Origin of the sequence: Bradyrhizobium sp. USDA 4538 (genome assembly GCF_024171045.1) — a bacterium.
Classification (GTDB): domain Bacteria; phylum Pseudomonadota; class Alphaproteobacteria; order Rhizobiales; family Xanthobacteraceae; genus Bradyrhizobium; species Bradyrhizobium australafricanum.
The window spans coordinates 3,381,985-3,402,978 of the sequence record NZ_JALJZE010000001.1; the positions used below are offsets into that span (position 1 = coordinate 3,381,985).

The 20,994-nt window shown below is 65.6% G+C and carries 15 protein-coding genes; 7 read left to right on the top strand and 8 right to left on the bottom strand.

Going from position 1 to position 20,994, the window contains the following annotated elements; genetic code table 11:
- Nucleotides 1–88: 88 nt before the first annotated feature.
- The 6 genes from J2R78_RS15145 to J2R78_RS15170 all read right to left on the bottom strand — a co-directional run bounded on the left by J2R78_RS15145 (nucleotide 89) and on the right by J2R78_RS15170 (nucleotide 7,223).
- Nucleotides 89–724: a pyridoxamine 5'-phosphate oxidase family protein gene (locus J2R78_RS15145; RefSeq protein ID WP_253605331.1), complete on the bottom strand. Its 636-nt coding sequence runs from the start codon at nucleotides 722–724 to the stop codon at nucleotides 89–91.
- A 107-nt stretch (nucleotides 725–831) separates the two neighbouring features.
- Entirely contained in the window at nucleotides 832–2,133 is a 1,302-nt protein-coding gene (locus J2R78_RS15150; RefSeq protein ID WP_253605333.1) for an ArgE/DapE family deacylase, read from the bottom strand.
- On the bottom strand, nucleotides 2,130–3,818 hold the full coding sequence (locus J2R78_RS15155; protein WP_253605335.1) for an ABC transporter ATP-binding protein: 1,689 nt from the start codon (nucleotides 3,816–3,818) through the stop codon (nucleotides 2,130–2,132). Before J2R78_RS15155 ends, J2R78_RS15150 begins: the two co-directional genes overlap by 4 nt.
- Nucleotides 3,815–4,648, bottom strand: a complete 834-nt coding sequence (locus J2R78_RS15160; protein WP_057021099.1) for an ABC transporter permease — start codon at nucleotides 4,646–4,648, stop codon at nucleotides 3,815–3,817. The genes J2R78_RS15155 and J2R78_RS15160 overlap by 4 nt, the downstream gene beginning before the upstream one ends.
- Nucleotides 4,648–5,649: an ABC transporter permease gene (locus J2R78_RS15165; protein WP_076834755.1), complete on the bottom strand. Its 1,002-nt coding sequence runs from the start codon at nucleotides 5,647–5,649 to the stop codon at nucleotides 4,648–4,650. The genes J2R78_RS15160 and J2R78_RS15165 overlap by 1 nt, the downstream gene beginning before the upstream one ends.
- A complete protein-coding gene (locus J2R78_RS15170; protein WP_253605338.1) occupies nucleotides 5,646–7,223 on the bottom strand; it encodes an ABC transporter substrate-binding protein in 1,578 nt (525 codons plus the stop codon). The genes J2R78_RS15165 and J2R78_RS15170 overlap by 4 nt, the downstream gene beginning before the upstream one ends.
- 185 nt (nucleotides 7,224–7,408) lie before the next feature.
- On the opposite strand from J2R78_RS15170, the gene J2R78_RS15175 reads away from it, so the two are divergent.
- Nucleotides 7,409–8,269 (top strand): helix-turn-helix domain-containing protein, encoded by an 861-nt coding sequence (locus J2R78_RS15175; RefSeq protein ID WP_028335183.1) that lies wholly within the window; start codon nucleotides 7,409–7,411, stop codon nucleotides 8,267–8,269.
- A 246-nt stretch (nucleotides 8,270–8,515) separates the two neighbouring features.
- Here J2R78_RS15175 and J2R78_RS15180 read toward each other — a convergent pair whose 3' ends face one another.
- Entirely contained in the window at nucleotides 8,516–9,190 is a 675-nt protein-coding gene (locus tag J2R78_RS15180) for a Crp/Fnr family transcriptional regulator (RefSeq protein ID WP_057021095.1), read from the bottom strand.
- 211 nt (nucleotides 9,191–9,401) lie between these two features.
- On the opposite strand from J2R78_RS15180, the gene J2R78_RS15185 reads away from it, so the two are divergent.
- The 5 genes from J2R78_RS15185 (at nucleotide 9,402) to J2R78_RS15205 (ending at nucleotide 17,629) form a co-directional block, all read left to right on the top strand.
- Complete coding sequence (locus J2R78_RS15185; protein ID WP_253605341.1) at nucleotides 9,402–11,450, top strand: AsmA family protein; 2,049 nt, start codon at nucleotides 9,402–9,404, stop codon at nucleotides 11,448–11,450.
- Nucleotides 11,451–11,579: 129 nt separating this feature from the next.
- Nucleotides 11,580–14,027, top strand: a complete 2,448-nt coding sequence (locus J2R78_RS15190; RefSeq protein ID WP_253605344.1) for an adenylate/guanylate cyclase domain-containing protein — start codon at nucleotides 11,580–11,582, stop codon at nucleotides 14,025–14,027.
- A 206-nt stretch (nucleotides 14,028–14,233) separates the two neighbouring features.
- Complete coding sequence (locus J2R78_RS15195) at nucleotides 14,234–15,319, top strand: IS4 family transposase (protein WP_253605347.1); 1,086 nt, start codon at nucleotides 14,234–14,236, stop codon at nucleotides 15,317–15,319.
- Between the two features lie 527 nt (nucleotides 15,320–15,846).
- Nucleotides 15,847–16,743, top strand: coding sequence for an alpha/beta fold hydrolase (locus J2R78_RS15200; RefSeq protein ID WP_253605350.1), 897 nt, complete (start codon nucleotides 15,847–15,849; stop codon nucleotides 16,741–16,743).
- Nucleotides 16,744–16,750: 7 nt separating this feature from the next.
- The gene (locus J2R78_RS15205; RefSeq protein WP_253605351.1) at nucleotides 16,751–17,629 is read left to right on the top strand and encodes an efflux RND transporter periplasmic adaptor subunit; all 879 of its coding nucleotides are present in this window, start codon (nucleotides 16,751–16,753) and stop codon (nucleotides 17,627–17,629) included.
- A 208-nt stretch (nucleotides 17,630–17,837) separates the two neighbouring features.
- Here the strand turns inward: J2R78_RS15205 and J2R78_RS15210 are convergent, their stop codons facing one another.
- On the bottom strand, nucleotides 17,838–18,689 hold the full coding sequence (locus J2R78_RS15210) for a caspase family protein (RefSeq protein ID WP_092090585.1): 852 nt from the start codon (nucleotides 18,687–18,689) through the stop codon (nucleotides 17,838–17,840).
- A 372-nt stretch (nucleotides 18,690–19,061) separates the two neighbouring features.
- Here J2R78_RS15210 and J2R78_RS15215 point away from each other — a divergent pair, with 372 nt between their 5' ends.
- Nucleotides 19,062–20,792, top strand: a complete 1,731-nt coding sequence (locus tag J2R78_RS15215) for a hypothetical protein (protein WP_253609826.1) — start codon at nucleotides 19,062–19,064, stop codon at nucleotides 20,790–20,792.
- Nucleotides 20,793–20,994: the final 202 nt, after the last annotated feature.

A 20,994-nucleotide genomic window follows, 5' to 3' on the forward strand; every position in this document is an offset into this window, starting at 1 on the left:
TCCGCAGGGACGACGGTGAGGAAGGATATCGATTCAGGGCGTTACACCAGGCGGTGTCATCGCCTGCGCATGCGGGTGATCTCAAGTTCTAATACAGCCGCGTCCGATAGGCCTCTTCCATCGCCTTCTCGGCGACCTCGACCTCGATCGCGGCGGTCTGCTCGGCGATGATTCGGCCGAGCGTCGGAAAGCTGTGGCGCTCGACCTGCGCGGCGGGATTCCAGAGCTTCGAGCGCATCAGCGCCTTGCCGCAGTGGAAGTAGGTCTCGTCGACATGCACCTTGAGCCCGATGATCGGCGTGACGTTCTGCACCGTCAGCGGCGTCAACAGATCGACCTCCTGCGAGATCTCGGCGCGCCCGTTGACGCGCAGCGTCTCGTTGATGCCGGGCACCATGAAGATCAGCCCGATCCCGGGTGACGCGATGATATTGCCGAACGTATCGACCCGGTTGTTGCCGCGCCGATCCGGGATCAGCAGCGTCTTGTCGTCGAGCACGGAGACGAAGCCCGGCGCATCGCCGCGCGGGCTGGCGTCGGCATGACCTTTGCCGTCGCTGGAGGCGATGACGAGGAACGGCGACAGCGCGATGAAGTCGCGGCAGAACTTGTCGAGATGGTAGAGCACCTTCTTCTCGGCGAGCGGGCTCAATTGCCCGAAATGCGCACGAAGATCCTCCTGCGATTTGACCGGCGGCTTGCCGCCCGCACTCTGGTCACCCATAGCGAACCTCCCGTTTGGTTTGTCTCAATTCGTTGAGCATGATCTCCGCGCAAACGCTCCGCGTTTGTCGCGAGGGAAAACCGCGTCGCACTTTTCCGGATCATGCTCTATACCGCGTCGATGCCGCACCAGCTCGCGACGAAGAGGGCGTAGGCCTTGGTCACCTTCTTCAGCGAATCGAGCTGGACCCGTTCATTGAAGCCGTGCGCGTTCTCCATCCTGGCGCCGAAGCAGAATGCGGGAACACCATAATCCAGGCCATAGAAGCGCGCATCCGTCAGCGCGGTCGAGGGAAAATCCGTCAGCTTGCGCCCGAACACATGCTCGTAGACCGAGCCGAGGACCGCCTCGCTCTCCTGCACCTCGGTCGCTTCATAGCCCGGCGACAGGAAGCCGGACCAGACGATCTCTGGCGGATTGTTGGCGAGGAACGGATGGGCCCTGGCAGCCTTGGTCACGCACGCGACGATCTCGGCCTGGCAGTCGGCGATTTTCCATCCCGGCAGGATTCCGATCCGGCAATCGACGTCGCACCACGCCGGCACGCTGGAGGCCCAATCGCCGCCCTTGATGATGCCGGGATTGAAGTTGAGCGGGTGATGCACCGCGCCGAAATGGCGATGCGACTTGGCACGCTCGTTCCACTCCGCCTCGAGCGCGTCGAGGTGGCCGATCAGATGATAGGCGGCGCGGATAGCGTTGGAGCCGGTGCCGGCGCGCGCGACATGGACCGGGATTCCGCGAACCTTCAGGCGAAACCAGATCACGCCGACCTGGGCTCGCATCAGCCGTTCCTCGGTCGGCTCCGGCAGCAGGCAGGCATCGGCACGGTAACCTCGCTGCAACGTCGAGAGCGCGCCGAGACCGGTGCTCTCCTCCTCGATCACGGATTGCAGATGGATGCGGCCCTTCGGCGCAAAGTCCGCGGCCTTCACCGCATCGAGCGCGTAGAGCGCAGCAATGGTGCCCGACTTCATGTCGCCGGTGCCGCGGCCATAGAGCCAGCCGTCCTCGACCACCGGCTGGAACGGCGGCCGCTCCCACATGTCGAGCGGCCCGACCGGTACCACGTCGCAATGCCCCTGAAGGATCAGCGAACGTCCCTCCTCGCGCGCCGGCCGATAGGTGCCGACGACGGTCCGCGCGCGGGAGAAGTCGGTCTCGACCGGCCCGTAGCCGGGTAGCGTCTTCAGCTCGTCCTGATTGATGACCCAGTCGTCGACCTCATAGCCGCGCTCGCGCAGCAGCTTCGCGAACATGTCCTGGCACGGACCTTCCTGGCCGCGCGTGCTGGGAATCGACGAGAAGGCGATCGTGGTCGCGAGTTGCTGCTCGAAGGCGGCGTCGACAGCCGCCTCGATGCGCTCGCGCGCGCCGGCCGGAAGGGGAACTGAACGGCTGTCGGTCATGAATTGATCCTTGCTGTGGGGCGTGCATCGGCCGCGGCCGCAAAGCCCGGCTGGTCGAAGAAATCGCGCCCGGGAATCGCGTCGAGCAGATCGCGAGTGTAGGCCTGGCGCGGCGCGGTGAACACTTCGGCGGTGGTGCCTTCTTCCACGATACGCCCCTTCTGCAGGACGATGACGCGGTCGGCGATCTCGGCGGCGATCCGCAAATCGTGTGTGATGAAGATCATCGCAAGCCGCATCTCCTGGCGCAGCTCGGCGAGCAGCGCCAGCACCTGGGCCTGCACCGAGACGTCCAGCGCCGACACCGCCTCATCGGCGATCAGAACCCGCGGCTTCAGCGCCAGCGCCCGCGCGATGCAGATGCGCTGGCGCTGGCCGCCCGAGAACTCGTGCGGGTAGCGATCGGCGGCGGTCGCCGACAGGCCGACCCGCACCAGGAGCTTGTTCGCCTGGGCCATCGCCTCGGCCCGCGACGTCCCATAGGCCATCGGTCCGCGCGCGATGGCATCGCCGACCTTCTGGCGCGGATCGAGACTGGCAAACGGATCCTGGAACACGATCTGGAGCTGGCGCCGCGCCTGGCGCAACGCCTCGCCGCGCAGCTGCCGGAGATCCGCGCCGCCAAAGCGGATGGCGCCGGCGTCAGGTTCGGTGAGCCGCATGATCATGCGCCCGAGCGTCGACTTGCCGGAACCGGATTCACCGACCACCGCAAGCGTCTCGCCCTCGTGCAGCGTCAGTGAGATGCCATCAGCGGCGGTCACCTCGCGTGGCGGCTGCAGCCAGCCGCGCTTGACCCGAAAGGTCTTTTGCAGGCCGATGACCTCGAGCAGCGGCTCGGGACGCAGGATGGCCTCGTGGATGTCGGCGAGGCGCGCCTTCGGAACCGCGTCGATCAGTTCGCGCGTGTAGGCGGCCTGCGGATTGCGAAGCACCTCGCTGGCCGTGCCCTGCTCGACCACCTTGCCATGGCGCAGCACCACGACGCGATCGGCAACGTCGGCGACAACGCCGAAATCATGGGTGATCAGCAGCACTCCCATGCCGCGCTCGCGCCGGAGATCGTCAATCAGGCGCAGGATCTGGCGCTGGGTCGTGACATCGAGCGCGGTCGTCGGCTCGTCTGCGATCAGGAGCGCGGGGCGGTTGGCCATCGCCATCGCGATCATCACGCGCTGGCGCTGGCCACCGGAAAGCTCAAACGGGTAGCTCTTTTCCAGCAGCTGCGGATTCGGCAGCCCGACCTGGGTCAGCAGCGTCAGCACCCGCTCGCGGAGTTCGGTCGCCGAGGGCGCAGGCCGCTGGTGCGCCAGGATCATCTCCTCGATCTGCCTGCCGACGCGCTTCAGCGGATTGAGCGAAGACAACGGCTCCTGAAAGATCATCGCGGCGTTGCCGCCGCGCAGCTTGCGGAGAGCGCGGCCGTCGAGCTTCGACGGATCCTGCCCTGCGACCGCCACGGCGCCGGACGCGATGTCGACGCCCCGCGGCAACAGCGACAGCACCGCATGCGCGATCATCGACTTGCCGGAGCCGGACTCGCCGACCAGGCAAACCACTTCGTTTGGCTTGATCTCAAAGGAGACGTTCTCGACCGCGAAGGGCCGATCACCGCCCTTGGGGAGCGCGATCGAGAGACCATCGACGGCAAGAACAGGCGCACCGGACTGCATGGCTTCGCTCATGAGCGGCGCCTCGAGACGCGCGGGTTGAGGACATCAGACAGTCCCTCGCCGAACAGGTTGATCGCCAGCACGGTGACGAGGATGGCGAGGCCGGGAAACACGCTCATCCACCACGCGTTCCGGATCACGGTGCGGCCCGCGCCGATCATGAAGCCCCACGACATCAGATTGGGATCGCCGAGCCCCATGAAGGACAGCGCGCTTTCCAGCAGGATCGCAGTGGCAACCGTCAGCGACGTCACCACCAGGATCGGCGAGATCGCGTTCGGCAGGATATGGCCGAGCACGATGCGCCAGGTGCGTTCGCCCTGGCACAGCGCGGCCTCGACGAATTCGCGGTGCCGCAGACGGAGGAATTCGGCGCGCGTGAGCCGCGCCAGCGGCGGCCAGCTCACCGCGCCGATGGTCAGGATGATCGTGAGCAGCGACGGATTGAAGGTCGCGACCAGCAGGATGGCCAGCACGAAGGCTGGAATGGTCTGGAACAATTCCGTCATCCGCATCAGCACCAGATCGACCTTGCCGCCGAAATAGCCTGAGATCGCGCCGATCACGACGCCGATCGCCATCGCCGCGAGCGCTGAGGCGATGCCGATCAGGAGCGACACGCGTGCGCCATAGGCGACGCCGGCGGCGACGTCGCGGCCGAGCGTATCGCCGCCGAGCCATAATCCGTCCTCGCCGGGCGGCGTGAACGGCGCGCCGACCATCTCCCAGGGCGAGACCGGAAACGCGATCGGCGCAACGATCGCGACGACAACAACGACGAGCAGCAGGACGAGGCCGATCATTCCGCTCGGATGACGCAGGAAGGCGCGCACCGTGTCCATCACGCCGCTCCCGTGGTCATGCGGGGATCAATCAACCGGTAGACCAGGTCGGTGAGCAGGTTGAGCGCGATCACGACGATCGAGAGGATCAGGAAGATGCCGAGCAGGACCGGATAGTCGCGCTGCAACAGTGCCTCGAAGGTCAAGCGGCCAAGGCCCGGCCAGGCAAACACCGTCTCGATCACCACAGCGCCGCCGACCAGCGCGCCGGCCTGCATGCCGGCGACGGTGACGACCGGCACCAGCGCATTGCGCAGCATGTGGCCGACCACGATGCGCGTTCCGGACAAGCCCTTGGCGCGCGCGGTCTTGATGAAATCCTGCTGCGCGACCTCGATGATCGAGGATCGCATCAGCCGCGCATAGATCGCCAGATAGATCGCCGCCAGCGACGTGACCGGCATGATCATGTGTTTCATGATGTCGAGCGCATGCTCGACCGGCGAGAGCTGGACGTTGATGGTCTCGTAACCGAACGGCGGCAACCAGCCGAGCGTCACCGAGAACACCAGCACCAGCATCAGGCCGAGCCAGAACACCGGCGTCGCGTAGAGCACGAGCGAGAGCACAGTGAACACCGTGTCGAGCACGCTGCCGGCCGCGAGCCCGGCCAGCGCGCCGAGCGCGGTGCCGATCAGGAGCGCGAGGCAAAACGCCGTGACGGTCAGCAGCAGCGTCGCCGGCAGCCGTTCGAGGATCAGATCAACGACCGGACGACGCTGGCGATAGGAATAGCCGAGGTCGAGCCTGATGACGCGGCCGAGGTGGCTCACGAGCTGCACGAAATACGGCTTGTCGAGGCCATACTCCTTGCGCAGGTCGTCGAGCAGTTTTGGATCGGACGCGCCGGATTGCCCGGCCATGACCTGGGCCGGATCGCCGGGCGCGGCGCGCACCAGCACGAAATTGAACGTCGCGATGACGAGGATCACGGCGACGAGTTGGGCGATGCGGCTGACCGCCTGAAGTCCGATCGTCGCGGCGCTGCCGAGCCGGGTCACGATTTGTAGACCGACCCGAAGGTTTCGTGCGAGCCGATGCCCGTCGTCACGATGTTCTTGAACGCCTTGTCGTAGATGATGGGATATTCGATCTCGAGCGTCCAGGCCACCGGCACATCCTCGACCAGGATCTGCTGCACCTTGCTGTAGAGCTCCTGGCGCTTGGCTTCATCGAGCGTCACCGCGGCCTCGTCGAACAGTTTGTCGACTTCGGGATTCGAATAGCCTTGCGTGTTGGAGAACAGGATGCCCTTCTTGATGTTCGACGAAATATAGGTGCGGGCGACGCCCAGCGCGGGATCGCCGAGCTGGTAGAGCAGATTCTGGGTCATCTCATAGTCCCAGTTGCCGACCTTCTCGGCCCACCCGGCCATGTCGGTGCCGACAAGCACGAGATCGATGCCGACCCGCGCAAAACTCTGGCGGAAGAATTCGCCGGCCCGCTGATAGGACTCGCCATAGGGCGGCACGATATACTTGATCTCGGCGCGCTTGCCGTTGGCGCCAGGCTTCAGTCCCATGTCGTCGAGCAGGGCCTTGGCCTTGTCGACCGAAAACTCGTAGCGCTTGACGTTCGGATCATAGAACCGCGTCTTCGACGAGATCGGCCCGGTCGCCACCTTGGCATTGCCGAAATAGACCCGCTTGCTGAACGCCTCGCGATCGATCAGGTGCATCACCGCCTGCCGGAACCGCTTGTCGTTCATCGGCGCGATGCGGTTGTTCATCTCGAGCCACTGATGGGGCGCGAAATACTCGTAGCCCTTGGTGGTGAATTCGAGGTTCTTCTGCGCCTTGAAGCGCTGCACGTCATAGAATTCGACGTCGGACCATTGCACGAGCTGCACCGTGCCGTTCTCGAGCGCCAGCGCGCGCGAGGCCGCATCCGGAATCACGCGATAGACGATCTCGTCGAGATAGGGCTGGTCCTTCTGATAGTAGCCATCGTGGCGGACGAGATGAACGTGCGAGCCGCGCACCCACTCCTTCAGCTTGAAGGGGCCGGTGCCGATCGCCTTGTCGTTCTCCGGGTTCTTGCGGTAGTCGGTGCCGTCATAGATGTGCTTGGGCACGATCGGGGCGGACGTGCAATCGAAGCAGCCGATGAAGGGCGCGAACGGCTGCTTCAATTTGAACACGACGGTGAGCGGATCGGGCGCCTCCGCCGTCGCCACGCGGGCGAAGTTTTGCCGTGCGCGCGGATGCGTCTCCACCAGCAGCTTCATGCAGCTGAAGACCACGTCCTCCGAGGTCATTGGCTTGCCGTCGTGGAAGGTGATGCCGGGAAACAGCTTGAACGTATAGGTCAGGCCGTCGGGCGAGATCTCCCAGGACTGCGCCATGCCGGGCATCGGCTTGAGATCGGCGCCGTATTTCAGCAGGCCTTCGTAAATCTTGCCGCCGAGCGTCAAGGTCGGCTGCTGCTGGTTCAGCGCGGTCACCAGGACCGGTGGCTCGGGCTGGATGATGGTGTTGAGCGTCCCACCGCGGGTCTGGCCCGCCGCCCGCGTGATGCCGAACGGGATGGCTGCACCGCAGGCCAGCATTGCCTTGGTGAATTCGCGTCTGTTCATCGGACCTCTCCGTCTCCGCGCTCTCACATTCGATTTCGGCGAATGCCGCGGGGTGAGGCATTGTTGCCAAACGCCATATCCCGCGCTACCTGAAGGGGGACAACAACCATCGCGATCGGGCCAAGTGGCCCGGAAGATGCATGAGCACCCTGCGAAAACGACGATCGATCAGGAGCTCACGACACTTGAAAGTCGCAGCGCGACGAAATGACACCACCGGCTTGCGCGTTTGCCGCAAGCAATCGGGTCCCGCAGCCGCCGCGCACTATGCCGGACAGCTGCAACAGGTCGAACGGCCGCTCGCGGCGATGGCGGCCTCCTATCCGAACGAAAGCACCAGCGCGCGACACGCGCACCGACGCGATCAATTCATCCTGCAGACCGCGGGCGTGACCTCGATGATGACCGAGCGCGGCCATTTCGTCGTGCCGCCCGGCCACGGCCTGTGGATTCCAGCCGGCGTCGCGCACCAGTCGCGGGCATGGGGCGAGGTCGAGATCCAGACCATCTATGTCACGCCTGACCGCATCAGGAATGCTCCGGCGACATGCCGCCTGATCAAAGTCTCCGCGCTGGTCGAGGCGTTGATGGAAGAAGCGGTGCACATGCCGACCCGTTACGATCCGGAAGGGCGCGACGGCAGGCTGGTCGATTTCCTGCTCGACGAGATCGGCAGGATGCCGGAAGTGTCGCTGCACGTGCAGGTGCCGCCCGATCCGCGGCTCGCCGCGATCTGCGAAGCCGTGCTGGTCGATCCGAGTTCCGATCTCACGCTCGACGAATGGGCCGATCGCTGCCAGCTCAGCCGGCGGACGCTGACGCGTCTGTTCCGGCGCGAGACCGGCCAGAGCTTTGCGGCCTGGCGCCAGCGGGTGCGGCTGCTCGAAGCGCTGGCGCGGCTCGGCGCCGGCGAGGCCGTCACCTGCGTTGCGCTCGACGTCGGCTATGAAAGTCCGAGCGCTTTCGCCGCGATGTTCAAGCGCGAGCTCGGCGCCGCGCCGCGCCAGTATCTGCGCTGGGCCGATCCCGAAGTGGTGATGCGGTAGGCGCCCTCGCGTCACGCATCTATCGAAATGCAAAACCCCTGCGGTCAACGGGAGAGACCGCAGGGGTTTGCAGGTGGATGGCGTGAGGCCAGCAAGGCTGGGTGTCACCCCAAGGACCGGCGGCCGGATGAAAGCGGTACCGGCCTCATCATGCAAGCACGTCTTTTAGGCAGGAGTGCGTCAACATCCGCAAGCAAAGCGCGCGAGAGGATTGAATCTTCCCGCGCGCGTTGCATGCAGCTCGCTCTAGTCGTTGCGGGCGACCGCGGTCAGCTTGGTCATGTTGTGCAGCATGATCCGGCCGCGTTGCAGGTCGACGATGCCGTCCTTGCGCCACGTCTGCAGCTGCCGGTTGACGCTTTCGCGCGCGGCGCCGACGAAGATACCGAGCTGTTCCTGCGAGATGTGCACCTCGGAACCGAAATCTTCGGCCAGCGCGCACAGCCGCCGTGCGAGGCGGACCGGCAATGGCTGCAGCACGGATTCTTCCATCCGCTCGCTCTGCCAGCGAATCCGCTGGCACAGCAATTCGATCAGCCTGACCGCAACCTTCGGCTCGCGCTCGAGGAAGCCGAGGAAATCCTGCCGCCGCAACACGAATAATTCGCTGGGCTCGCCCGCGGTCGCATCCGCGGTGCGGTCCTGACCGTCGAGCACGGCGACTTCGCCGAACAGGTCGCCGGATCCCATGAAGTTCAGTGTGAGCCGGCTGCCGTCGGAAGCACCGGTCTCGATCCGAATCTGGCCGCGGCGGACCCCAAACAGGGCATCGCCGGGATCGCCTTTCTGGAACAGCACCTCACCGGTCGCGAGCTGCTGGGTGTGGCAGAGGCCGGAAAGCCGCTGCAACTCGTCCGCACCGAGATCGGCGAACATCGGATTCATCTTCAGAATGACCGCAAATTCGGCCTGTTTGCTCATTGTACTGCCTTCCAAATCCATCCGAGCAGTCCCCTGACGCCCGGTTAGCAAAAATCACCCTCATAAGAGTGTGGGAGAGGTCACATAAGTTCATGCGGTAACGGATTATTTTTCCAGTCATTGGAGCCAGATCCCGCTTGCGGGATAAACTCGTGTGATCGGCCGTGACTTTCTGCAACGGAACCCCGCTTGCCCGGCCTGGAACAACGACATGAGAGCACTGAAATTCGCCGGGGCCGCCATCGCTGCCGTGATCGTGATCATCGCATTGGTGGCCGTGGTCGGGATCCCGTCCTCGTTCCTCACATCGACCGTCACCGATCGGGTCGAGCGCGAGACCGGCTACAAGCTCACCATCAATGGCGGCGCCAAGATTGGCCTCTGGCCGAACGTCAATCTGACGCTGAGCGACGTCGTGTTGCAGGACCCGCGCGGGCGCGACGTCAACAACCGGTTCGCGGCAAGCAGCGTCGAGGCCGAGATGACGCTGTCGAGCCTGTGGTCGGGCCGGCCCGACATCACCGACCTTTCGATCGTCAAGCCGGTGATCAATCTGCCACTGCAGCGCGAGCGCACCCGCGACCACAATCCGCCGGCGAAATCTTCCGCGTCCGATAGCAGCGGCATCACGATCCGGCATGTCAGCGTCAGCGGCGGCACCGTCGTCTTCGCCAATGTACGCGACCGGATCGAGAGCCGGATCGAGACGCTCAATGCGGACGCGACCATCGGCGACGACCGCAAGATCGTCGTCACCGGTGACGCACACGCCGGCGACAAGCCGCTGAAATTCGAGATCCGCGCCACCGCGCCGCAAGCAGCGCTGGAGCGTCAGAGCGTGCCGGCCGAATTCAGCATCGATGCGCCCGGCTTGTTGCCCGCGGCGATCAAGGCGAATGCGGAAGCGCGGCTGAACGGCACGGTGGTGATGTTCAACGGCGTCTCCGGCACGCTCGGCGATGGCGGCTTCACCGGCTGGGCCTCGGTCGATTTCGCCAGCAACAAGCCGCTGGTGAAGCTCGATCTCGACTTCCAGCGCATTGCGATCGCGATGCCGCCGGGCCAGTCCGGCACCACGCAGCCGCTCGGCACCAATACCTGGAGCAACGCGTCGGTCGATCTTGCCGGGCTCAACTATGTCGACGCGCAGGCGCGCATCTCGGCGGCGGAGCTTATGATCGGCGACGGCCGCTTCACACAGGCGGCAATCGATGCGTCCATCGACAGCGGCGTGCTGAAGGGCCGGTTCGCCAATCTCGGCGCCTATGAGGGCACCGCCGATGGCGACGTCACCATCGACGCGCGAGCTACGAATCCAACCTACGCGCTGCGGCTCGACCTCGCCGGCGTGCGCGCGCTGCCGGTGCTGAAGAATCTTGCCGAGTTCGACAAGCTCGACGGCAAGATGCAGGCCAAGATCGCGCTGACCTCGCAAGGCGGCAGCGAGCGTGCCATCGTCGGCAATCTCGCCGGCACCGCCTTCGTCGTGTTCCAGGACGGCAAGATCCTCGGCCTCAACGTGGCGCAGATGATCCGCAACCTCACCACCAGCACCTTGTCGGGCTGGCAGGAGAGCCAGGAATTGTCGACCGATCTCAGCCAGCTCTCGGCGTCGTTCAAGGTCGACAAGGGCCATGCCGTCACCACCGATCTCAACCTGATCGGCCCGCTGGTGAAGATGACCGGGGTCGGTACCATCGACCTCAACACCCGCCAGATCGGGTTCCGCGTCGAGCCGCAGCTCGTGATGACCACCGAAGGCCAGGGCCGCACCGGCAATCCGGTCGGCCTCGGCATCCCCGTGATGGTCGAGGGACCCTGGGTATCGCCGCGCATCTATCCGGAGATGCAGGGCATCCTCGACAATCCGCAGGCGGCCTATGCCAAGCTCAAGGAGATGGGCAAGGGCCTGTTCGGCGCGAACGGCCAGGGGCTGAGTCAGGGCATCAACGGGCTGACCAATCTGCTCAATGGCGTGCAGGGCGGCGCGCAGCCCGGCAGCAGCGGCCAGGGCGGCGGTGCCGCCGGCCAGAGCAACCCGCTCGGCGGGCAGCTTGGCGACACCATCGGCAATTTGCTGCAGCAAGGCCTTTCCACCCTCAACCAGGGCAACGCATCGCGCCCGAGCCGCGACCTGAGCCAGCCCGCGCCGCCGGCCCCCGACCAGGCCCCGCCACCGCCCCCTCCGCCCGGCGAGACCGCCGAGCAGCACGACAGTCCGGCGATGAAGGACGTGCTGCGTCAGCTGTTCAATCGCTGATATTCCCGGATATCCCTCGCCGATATGAAGGGATAACCATGCGGCCCGAGCGGCCGCCCCGCCCCGCCGATCCGTGCTAAATAGCGGCGGATCATGCGGCGCACCCGATTGGGGGCCGGACGAGGCTGGATGAACGCGGCTACGGACAAGGGCAAGAACTGGTTCCTGCGCGGCGGCCTGTTCGCCAAATATGTCCTCGCGCTGGTCGGCCTCGTCGTGTTCGTGCTGGCGGTCAACGGCGCGCTCGAGACCTGGATCAGCTACCGCGGCATCAAGGGCACGCTGACGGATGCGATGAGCGAGAAGGCGGATGCGACCGCCAAGCGCATCGAACAGGCGATCTCCGATCTCGAGCGCCAGATCTCCTGGGTGACCCGAGCCTCCTCCAACACGATCGAGCTGCGCCGTGCCGACTATGCCCAGTTGCTCGGTCAGGTGCCGGCGGTGAGCCAGCTCAGCTTGATCAGCGGCCAGGGCCGCGAGCTGCTGCGGCTGTCGCGCCAGACCACCACCGTGAACTCCAACGCCGACTTCTCCCGCGATGTCAGATTCACCGAGACCATCGCCCGCGGCACCGCCTACGCGCCGGCGTATTTCCGCGACGGGCGGCCCTTCATGTCGATCGGCGAGCAGCATTCCGGCTTCAATGCCGGCGTCACCATGGCCGAGATCGACCTGCGCTTCCTCAATGACTATTTCGGCGATTCCCAGGTCGGCCGGCTCGCTCATGCCTATGTCGTCGACGGCAAGGGCCGCGTGCTGGCGAGCTCGTCGAAGGGGCCGGAGGTCGGCAAGGACCTCGCCGCGCTGCCGCAGGTCGCCGCGGTGCTGTCGCCGAGCGGCAGGCCGATCGCCTCCGGCAAGGATGTCGACGGCAACGCGGTGCTGACGACAGCAACGGCCGCGCCGAGCCTCGGCTGGCACGTGTTCTATGAGCAGCCGACGGCACAGGCGCTGTCGCCGATCCGCGACCAGCTGGTGCGCATTGCGCTCTTGATCGCGCTCGGCCTCGTGGTCGCGATCATCGCCGGCACGATTTTGGCGCGGCGCATGCTGGAGCCGATCACAGCGCTGCGCACCGGCGCGCGGCGGTTAGGGGCCGGCGATTTCGGCCATCGCATCGAGGTGAAGACATCCGATGAGCTGGAGGAGCTCGCCGGCCAGTTCAACAGCATGGCCACCCAGCTTGCCGAGACCTATTCCGATCTCGAAGCCAAGGTGAAGGAGCGCACCCGCGACCTCGCGCAATCGATCAACGAGCTGAAGGTGCTGGAGGAGGTCGGCCGCGCGGTGGCGTCCTCGCTCGACCTCAATGCCGTGCTGCCGACCGTCGCCGCCCGCGCGCTCGAGATCACCCATGCCGACGCCGTGCTGATCTATGGCTATGACGCGGCACGGCGCACGTTCAACCTGACGCAATCGATCGGCATCGACGCCGGAGCCGAAGGCCATCATCGCGCGATCGATGCGGCAAACGGCCCGCTCGGCGACGCCGCGGCCAAGGGCGAACCGCTCGCCTTCCCCGATCTCACGACAAGTACCGATTATCCGCCCGATCATCCGCTGCGCGATGTCGTCGTCGGCGCCGGCTTCCACTCGGTGCTTGTGGTGCCGCTGGTCGACCAGAAGGGCGTGCTCGGCGCGCTGGTGGTGCTGCGCAAGGCGGCCGGCGATTTCCCGTCGAGTTTGATCGGACTGATGAAGACCTTTGCGCACCAGGCGGTGCTGGCGATGCGCAACGCGCGGCTGTTCACCGAGGTCGACCAGAAGAGCCACGCGCTGGAAGAGGCCAACGCCACCGTGCGCGAGCAGGCCGACAAGCTGCGCGAGCAGACCGAAGCACTCAAGGACTGGAACAAGTCGCTGGAGCAGCGGGTCGAGACCCAGCTCGGCGAGCTCGAGCGCGTGCGAAGGCTTGAGCGCTTCCTGGCGCCGCAGGTGGCGCAGCTGATCGCCTCGTCCGACAATCCCGAGGGCCTGCTCGACAGCCACCGCCGCGAGGTCACCGTGGTGTTCTGCGACCTGCGCGGCTTCACCGCCTTCACCGAGGCGACCGAGCCGGAAGAGGCGATGAACGTGCTGCGCGAATATCACGCCGCGCTCGGCAAGCTGATCTTCAAGTATGAAGGCACCCTCGACAAATATGCCGGCGACGGCGTGATGATCCTGTTCAACGCGCCGATCCAGCTCGCGGACCACACCGCGCGCGCCGTGAAGATGGCGGTGGAGATGCGCGACACGGTCGGCCCGCTGACCGAGAAGTGGCGCAACCGCGGGCACAGCCTCGGCTTCGGCATCGGCATTGCGCTCGGCTACGCCACGCTCGGCCAGGTCGGCTTCGAGCAGCGGCTGGAATACGCCGCGATCGGCAGCGTCACCAACCTCGCCTCCCGCCTGTGCGGCGAGGCCAAGGCCGGCCAGATCGTGGTGAGCCGCCGCGTCTACGGCATGGTCGAGCCCTTCGTCGAAGGCCGCGCCATCGACGACCTCGTGCTGAAGGGATTCAACCATCCGATCCTCGCCGCGGAGATCCTCAGCTGGAAGGGCGAGCCATCAGCGGAAGCGGCCGCGGAGTAAGCGGCACACTCTCTCCCACGTCGTCCCGGCGAAAGCCGGGACCCATAACCACAGGGTGAAATTGGTGCGCGACTCTGCGGCCCCAGCTTCGCACCACAACCATCATTCGGGGTAATGGGTCCCGGCTTTCGCCCATAGGCGCTAAAATAGGATTTGCGCCTTGGATTCGCTTGTGATTCCAAGATGGAATGGCACACGAATCGCTTGTGAACAAAGATTGGGCGCGCGTTGTCGCCCGACTTGGCGGAGCCGAGGCTCTGAACATTAGCGCGCGCAAGACGAAGGCGTTTGTCCGTCCGCGGGAGATCAGCAATGCGGTCGACTTGCTGCGCCTGATCTTGGCTTATTGCCTTGGTGAGAAAGGGCTGCGGTTGACGGCGGCATGGGCCACGTCGGTTGGGCTTGTCGATATCTCCAACGTGGCTCTGTTGTATCGCTTACGTCAGTGCGGAGATTGGCTGGCAATCTTGGTCGAGCAGGCGCTTGCCGCCGCGGCGCCGAAGGCGAGCCGCGGTCGTCTGATCCGTATTGTTGACGCCACGACGGTCCCCAAGGCTGGGACGAGCGGCAGGAACAAGAACGCAGTGTGGCGTATCCATAGCGCGTTCGATCTTCCGCAGGAGCGCTTTGGTCACTTCGAACTGACCGATCAGCGAGCGGGCGAGACGCTGGATCGGATACCGGCGGTTGCCAGTGAGATCCGTCTTGCCGATCGCGCCTATCTGCAACCGGAGCGCATGGCGCATCTCGTCGATGCCGATGCGGACTTCGTGATCCGGGCCGGCTGGAAGAGCGCGCGCTGGCTCGATGCCGAAGGTAATCTTGTTGACCTCACTGCCGAACTGCGCAACGCCTCGGCGCGTGGCCTGATCGATCGGCCGATTTGGATAAAGCGCAAGTCAGGTGCGCCGCCGCTCGCAGTGCGTCTGGTTGCCGCGAAGAAGCCGGCGCAAGCTGCTGCGGCTGCGCGACGCAAGGCGCGCCGGACTGCACAAAAGGGAGGTCATCAGCTCTCCAGGCAAACACTTGACGCCGCAGATTGGGTGATCCTGGTGACCTCACTCAGGCCAGAGGACTTCACGACTGCAGATATCCTCGCCCTCTATCGGCTGCGATGGCGCATTGAGCTCGGCTTCAAGCGGCTGAAAAGCCTGATTGGCCTGAAGGGACCTCCCGGAACCGACGAGCGGTCCGCCAGACCCCATATCCTCGCTCATCTGCTGATCATTCTATTGCTCGAGCCGCTCGTCGACGAACTCGAAGACTCTCCCCGCTTGGCCGACGCCGCCTGACCCACCCAGTGACGTGGCGTCTGCTGCGCCAGCTCGTAGCTTCGCTACGGCAAGCGATCATTCCACAGCCCGCAATCGCTCTACTCTGCAGAGCCAGTCACGCTCTCCGGCGACATCTACGCGAGCCACCCAGACATAAGCGCCACTATCAGACTATGATCAAACTATCTTAGCGCCTATGGGCCTTCGCCGGGACGACATTGAATATGTGGCCCCGTTCCTGATTCAACAATCAAATAGCCAAGGGAGAGACCCGAGGGGAGAAGCACACGCCCGCATCCCGCGACGCCACCGCGCCCGAGTCATGCGATCAACCACCCTCATATAGGAGAGGGCGCAGGGAAGCGCCGGGCGCCGACTGCCACGAGCCTCAACATCACCATCCAGTGAATCCTGTTGCCTCCCCAATCACGATCACGACCGCCCCCACCCCTCCCAGGAATAAGCCCTCCCCCGCCTCGCTCGCGTCATGACGGGCGCGTGCGAACGCGCGTCCGGCGACAACAAGAACAAGAAGGAAGGGTTTGATGACGGGTTTGGATGGGACGCACGCGGCGGCGTCGGTGGTGGCGCTGCATTGCTCGCTGGGGTCGGGACGGCAATGGACCAAGCTTGCGACGGCGCTCGGCGGCGACCGGTTCATGGCGCCGGATATTTCCGGCTATGGCGTTGCGGCCTGCGGGCGCGACTGGCCGCGGACGCTGCACGGCGAGATCGCGCGGCTCGAGCCCTGGCTCGCCAGGGCCGACGGGCCGATCCATCTGATCGGGCATTCCTATGGCGGGGCGATCGCGTTTCGGCTGGCGACCGCCTCGCCTTATGCGCAGCACATTCGCAGCCTGACGCTGATCGAGCCGGTGTTACCCACGTTGCTGCGCGACACGCCCACCGATGCGCGGCTGTACGACCGCTTCGCGCGGATCGCGCAGATCGTCTCAAGGGATATTGTCGACGGCGCCGTGATGGAGGCGGTCGAGGCGTTCACCGCGTTCTGGGCCGGCTCCGGGCCGCGCGAGCAGTTCTCGCCGAGCGGGCGGCTGCGGATGATCGAGCAGGCCGACAAGCTGCCGTGCGATTTCAGCGCCGCGCTCGACCTTAACGGAGTGGCGGAAGCCGCGCGTACCTTGAAGGTGCCGACGCTGCTGATCTCTGGCGGGCTGTCGCCCTATGTGACGCAGCGCATTGTCGCGAAACTCGCCACGCTGATCGATGGCGCCGAGTTGCGGCATCTGCCGGGTGCCGGCCACATGCTGCCGGTGACGCATGCCGATCGGGTCAACCCGGAAATCCTGCGGCACATCTGGCGCGCCGAGGAGTTGGCGAAGCTGGAGCTGGCGGCGGATGCGGGGCCGGCCGAGGCAGTGCAGGCGGCTGGCTCGGCCAGGCGGCATCTGGTATTCAGGAGGCCCTCATTTTGGGAATAGTTTGCCGATGATTTTGCCTCGCACGCGCGCCTCAGCCCTTGCCGCCTCCGCGCTGCTCGTGCTCGCGGCCTCTCCCGCGCTTGCCGCGGGCGAGGCCGACGCCGTGCCGAAGGGCGCGGCGGTGACGGTGCTGAGGGCCTCGAAATTCTGCTTCGGCAATATCGTCGAGGTTTCGGGCATCGTGCTGCCGCGCGACGAGCAGCAAATCCGGCCCGACCGTTTTGGCTTGAAGGTGGCGGAGGTGATGGTCGATCCCGGCGACACCGTCACCGCAGGGCAGGTGCTGGCGAAGCTGACCGACGGCGCCAACTCGGTCAACGTCACGGCGCCGGTGGCGGGCACGATCTCGGGCTCAACGGCGATCGTCGGCGCGCCGGCCTCGGGCAAGGACGCGCTGTTCTCGATCATCGCCAAGAGCGAGTACGATCTGGTCGGCATGGTGCCGACCCGCGACATCGCCAAGCTGAAGACCGAGCAGACGGCGCAGCTCAAGGTCCTCGGCGCCGGCGATCTCGACGGCAAGGTGCGGCGGATCGCGCCGACGGTCGAGCCGAACAGCCAGCTCGGCCAGGTGTTCATCGGCATCGGCGCGAACAAGCGGCTGCTGGTGAATTCGTCCGGCCGCGCCCAGATCAAGACCGGGCAGAGCTGCGGCGTCGCGGTGCCGCTGACCGCGATCCTCTATTCCACCGCGGGCACCGTTGTGCAGGTGGTGCGCGGCGGCCGCGTCGAGACGCGGCGGGTCGAGACCGGATTGATGTCGGCCGGGCAGGTCGAGATCCGCGACGGCATCCAGGAAGGCGACATCGTCGTCGCCCGCGCCGGCGCGCTGCTGCGCGAGGGCGATCCGGTGCGGCCGGTCGGCGCCAGCGCGGATGCGAAGTAGGCGGCGCTACATCCACGGTGTCGTCCCGGGCAAGCCAACGGGTCGGCGCAAAGCGCCGCCCGATGACAGGCTCCGCGCGACCCGGGACCCATAACCACCAATGTGAATTGTCTGAAGAGCTGTCGCCACAGCGCGCTTCAACAATGCGGCCCTGTGGTTATGGGTCCCGGCTTTCGCCGGGACGACGTGTGGATAGAGCAAAGGAAGCTCAGCCGCCGAGCTTGATGTCTTCCAGCAGCGACGACGACACGCTCGGCACCTGCTCGCCTTCGCTGGCACGCGAGATCGCGACGCGGGTCTTGTTGAAGGCGCTTTCGGCGCCGGCCTGGGCGTTGAGGTTGTTGAGCAGCTCGGAGACCAGCACGCTGTTCGGCGCCTTGCTGTCGTCGGCGACCTTGCCCGGCGTCGCCGAGCTCAGCACGATGGTGTTCTCCGGCGGGCTGATCGGGGCGAGACCGTGCGAGAACGCCCGGAAGCGGCGCTCATAGGGATTGCGGCGCGAGGCGTCGAGCACGACGAGCTTGGCCTTGGCGCCGCGCTCCTTCATCGCATCGAGCACGGACTCGACGCTGACGCCGGTGCGCTTGACGTCGGCTTCCTTCCAGATCGTGGCATCGACCGGGATCATGTAGCTCTCGCGGCCGACCTGCACGCCGTAGCCGCCGAAGAACAGCATCACGACGGTGTCGGGGCGAATCTTGGCCTTCATGCGCTCGACCGCGCGGAACATGTCGTCCTTGGTCGCATCCTCGACCACGTCGACGTCAAAGCCCTCGCGGCGCAGCGCCGACGACAGGGTGCGGGCATCGTTGATCGGCTGGGCCAGCGGCGCCGCGGCGTCCGGATAATGGCCGTTGCCGATGATCAGCGCGAGGCGGGAAGTGCCTGCCGGAATGCTGCCGGTCAGCTCGGTGGAGGCGACCTTGTCGCCACCCTTGGCGACATCGAGGGTGCGCTTGTTGAGCGCGGCATGGGCGCCAATCGCCAGCGACACCGTGCCGGCCACCGCGACGCAGACGGCGATGGTGCGGCGGGAAATGCGAAGCTGCCTAAGGTCCATAGCGTTCCTAAGTCCCAATTCTTATCCCGATGGCGCTCAAGCGAAGATCGCGCCAGTTAGTCGCGTCAAAGACGTTCAGGTTTAATGGGGTTGAGGTGTGTGTGCCGTTGAATTGAGCTCAATTTGCGGCGCCGCAACAAACGCTCCTTTAACCCGGACGGCCGCCCGGGGCAACCCGAATTGCCGCATGCTGCCGCCCGGCAGAGGCCATTGACGCCGTTAAGATCCCGTTACGTGACCTCAGTCACATTTGTGTTTTGTGGCGATTCATGTAGCTTTCCAAGGGCTTGCGAGTTTGGGGCAGAGCGACAGGAAACTCCGTCGGGCGGCGGCGTTAACCGGTTCCTCGGGAAAGGGGATTCTTTGAGCTTCTTGGGCCTTCACGAGATCGCAGGCGCAGTGTGCCGGTCGCTGACCGCCCAAAAGGACGGCCCGTCGCTGTACGAGGTCTGCGACCCCGTGCTGCAGGCCTATCGCGGCGGCGATGCCCATCTCGGAAAATTCTACCGGACCGCGCTCGGCAATCCGCCGCTGCGCGCGCTGCTCCGCCGCACCGGCCTGCCCGCGCTCAACGATCCCGACCGTCTTGCCGGCCTGCGCGCGGCGCTCACTGCGGCGCGCGACGTCGCGGCGCCGGACTGGGCCGCGATCGGCACGCCCGTCGCGGCATTGATGGACGGTATCGGCGTGCGCCATCCGGCACCGCCCGCCGCGACCGCACCTGGCCGCCCGCCAGAGATCGCCGAGATCGACCGCGTGATCCGCCTGACCGGCGCGCATCTGTTGCGCTCGTTCGGCAGGAACGGCTTCATCCCGACCTATGCCGCCTTCAACCTGATCGGCGACCCCGACGTGGGCGGACGTGAGCTGCTGATGGCGCTGACCGGGCTAAACGCACGCGGCTACAAGAACTCGACCTTGCTGTTCAATCTGGCGCGGATATTCATCGCGCATTCGCCGGCGCGCGCACTGATCAATCCGGCCTGGCGCGGCATCGCCGAGCCGATGTGGGAGCCGGTGCAGATCCGCCACCGCTCGGCCTATTACGACGCCTTCTTCACCGAGGCGCTGCTCGGCTTCGTCGAGACCGGGCTCGCCTCGCCGGATGAAGCTGTTACCGCGCGGCGCGCGATCGCCGACATGGTGGATTTCTGCCTCAAGACCAGCGCCGAGGAGGTGCCGTCGCATGACGGCTCGACGGTGAAGGTCATCACCGCGCTGGCGCCGGGCCCGCATCCGCGCTTCTCGCGCTTCTTCGCCCAGATCAAGCAGGATCTCGGCTTCGGCATCTATGTGCCGGACTGCGACACCACGGCGTGCTCGTTCTCGGCCGCGACCCAGGCCGGCTCCGACGATCCGATCCTGCAGCAGCCGCTGCTCGACTTCTACCGCGGCTACCAGGTGCGATCGGGCGCCAACGAGCCGCGCGTCACCGTGCCGCTCAACGACAACATCGATTACGAGGGCGGCGTCGTCACCTGGATCGACAATCTCGCCGGCGAGCGGCCCTATGGCAACGACCTCGATCCGACGCTGAACCTCGACATCCTCGAGGTCTCGTTCCGCAACCTCGCCCGCTGGCAGATCATCGAGACGCCGCAGCGGCTGGAGACCGTGCATCGCATCATCGCCTTCCAGAAGAATCTGGTCGAAAGCGGCGCGTTTAAAAATCCGCGCTCGCACATCTATTATCTGCCCGAGCTCTATTCGGCCTATTTCGGCCGCTGCTATGCCGCCTTCGTCGCGCTGCCGCTGGCGGCGCAGCGCATCATCGATCCCGGCAACGTGTTCGCGCTGATCCGCGCCCGCGTGCTCGGCTATGTCACGCACGAGCTGATCGCCCACGAGATGAACCCGTTCGACGCCGCGCTGGCGCTGATGGCGCTGGCGCATCTCGGCGCCGAGATCTCGACCTTCACGCCGGCGCTGCACTGCATCGTGCAGGGCCTCGGCGAGGGCGGCCGCAAGGGGCCCTACCGGGCCTATGAGTGGAATAAGATGAAGACGCCGACCCGCATCCTGGTCGGCGGGCCGGAGGTGACCTCGGCGTTCGTGCTGATGGCGCTGGCGCTGGCCCGGAAGCGAATGGCGAACGTTTCGTAGCCCGGATGGAGCGCAGCGTAATCCGGGGCCGCCTCACCGGAAAGACCATCCCGGATTGCGCTTCGCTCCATCCGGGCTACAGAATTTCGGAAGGCGAATAGCGCATTCGCAGGGCAATGACGCGAAGTTGAAACTGGCGGAAACGCAACAGCACTGGCACGGTTGCCCAATTGCCCGCACAATCGTTGGGCACTGACCTCTG

Coding starts and splice junctions, on each gene's coding strand:
- J2R78_RS15180 (WP_057021095.1), bottom strand. CDS start 9,190: ATGAGCAAACAGGCCGAATTTGCGGTCATTCTGAAGATGAATCCGATG.
- J2R78_RS15155 (WP_253605335.1), bottom strand. CDS start 3,818: ATGAGCGAAGCCATGCAGTCCGGTGCGCCTGTTCTTGCCGTCGATGGT.
- J2R78_RS15150 (WP_253605333.1), bottom strand. CDS start 2,133: ATGACCGACAGCCGTTCAGTTCCCCTTCCGGCCGGCGCGCGCGAGCGC.
- J2R78_RS15145 (WP_253605331.1), bottom strand. CDS start 724: ATGGGTGACCAGAGTGCGGGCGGCAAGCCGCCGGTCAAATCGCAGGAG.
- J2R78_RS15170 (WP_253605338.1), bottom strand. CDS start 7,223: ATGAACAGACGCGAATTCACCAAGGCAATGCTGGCCTGCGGTGCAGCC.
- J2R78_RS15210 (WP_092090585.1), bottom strand. CDS start 18,689: ATGGACCTTAGGCAGCTTCGCATTTCCCGCCGCACCATCGCCGTCTGC.
- J2R78_RS15185 (WP_253605341.1), top strand. CDS start 9,402: ATGAGAGCACTGAAATTCGCCGGGGCCGCCATCGCTGCCGTGATCGTG.
- J2R78_RS15205 (WP_253605351.1), top strand. CDS start 16,751: ATGATTTTGCCTCGCACGCGCGCCTCAGCCCTTGCCGCCTCCGCGCTG.
- J2R78_RS15190 (WP_253605344.1), top strand. CDS start 11,580: ATGAACGCGGCTACGGACAAGGGCAAGAACTGGTTCCTGCGCGGCGGC.
- J2R78_RS15160 (WP_057021099.1), bottom strand. CDS start 4,648: ATGGACACGGTGCGCGCCTTCCTGCGTCATCCGAGCGGAATGATCGGC.
- J2R78_RS15200 (WP_253605350.1), top strand. CDS start 15,847: ATGACGGGTTTGGATGGGACGCACGCGGCGGCGTCGGTGGTGGCGCTG.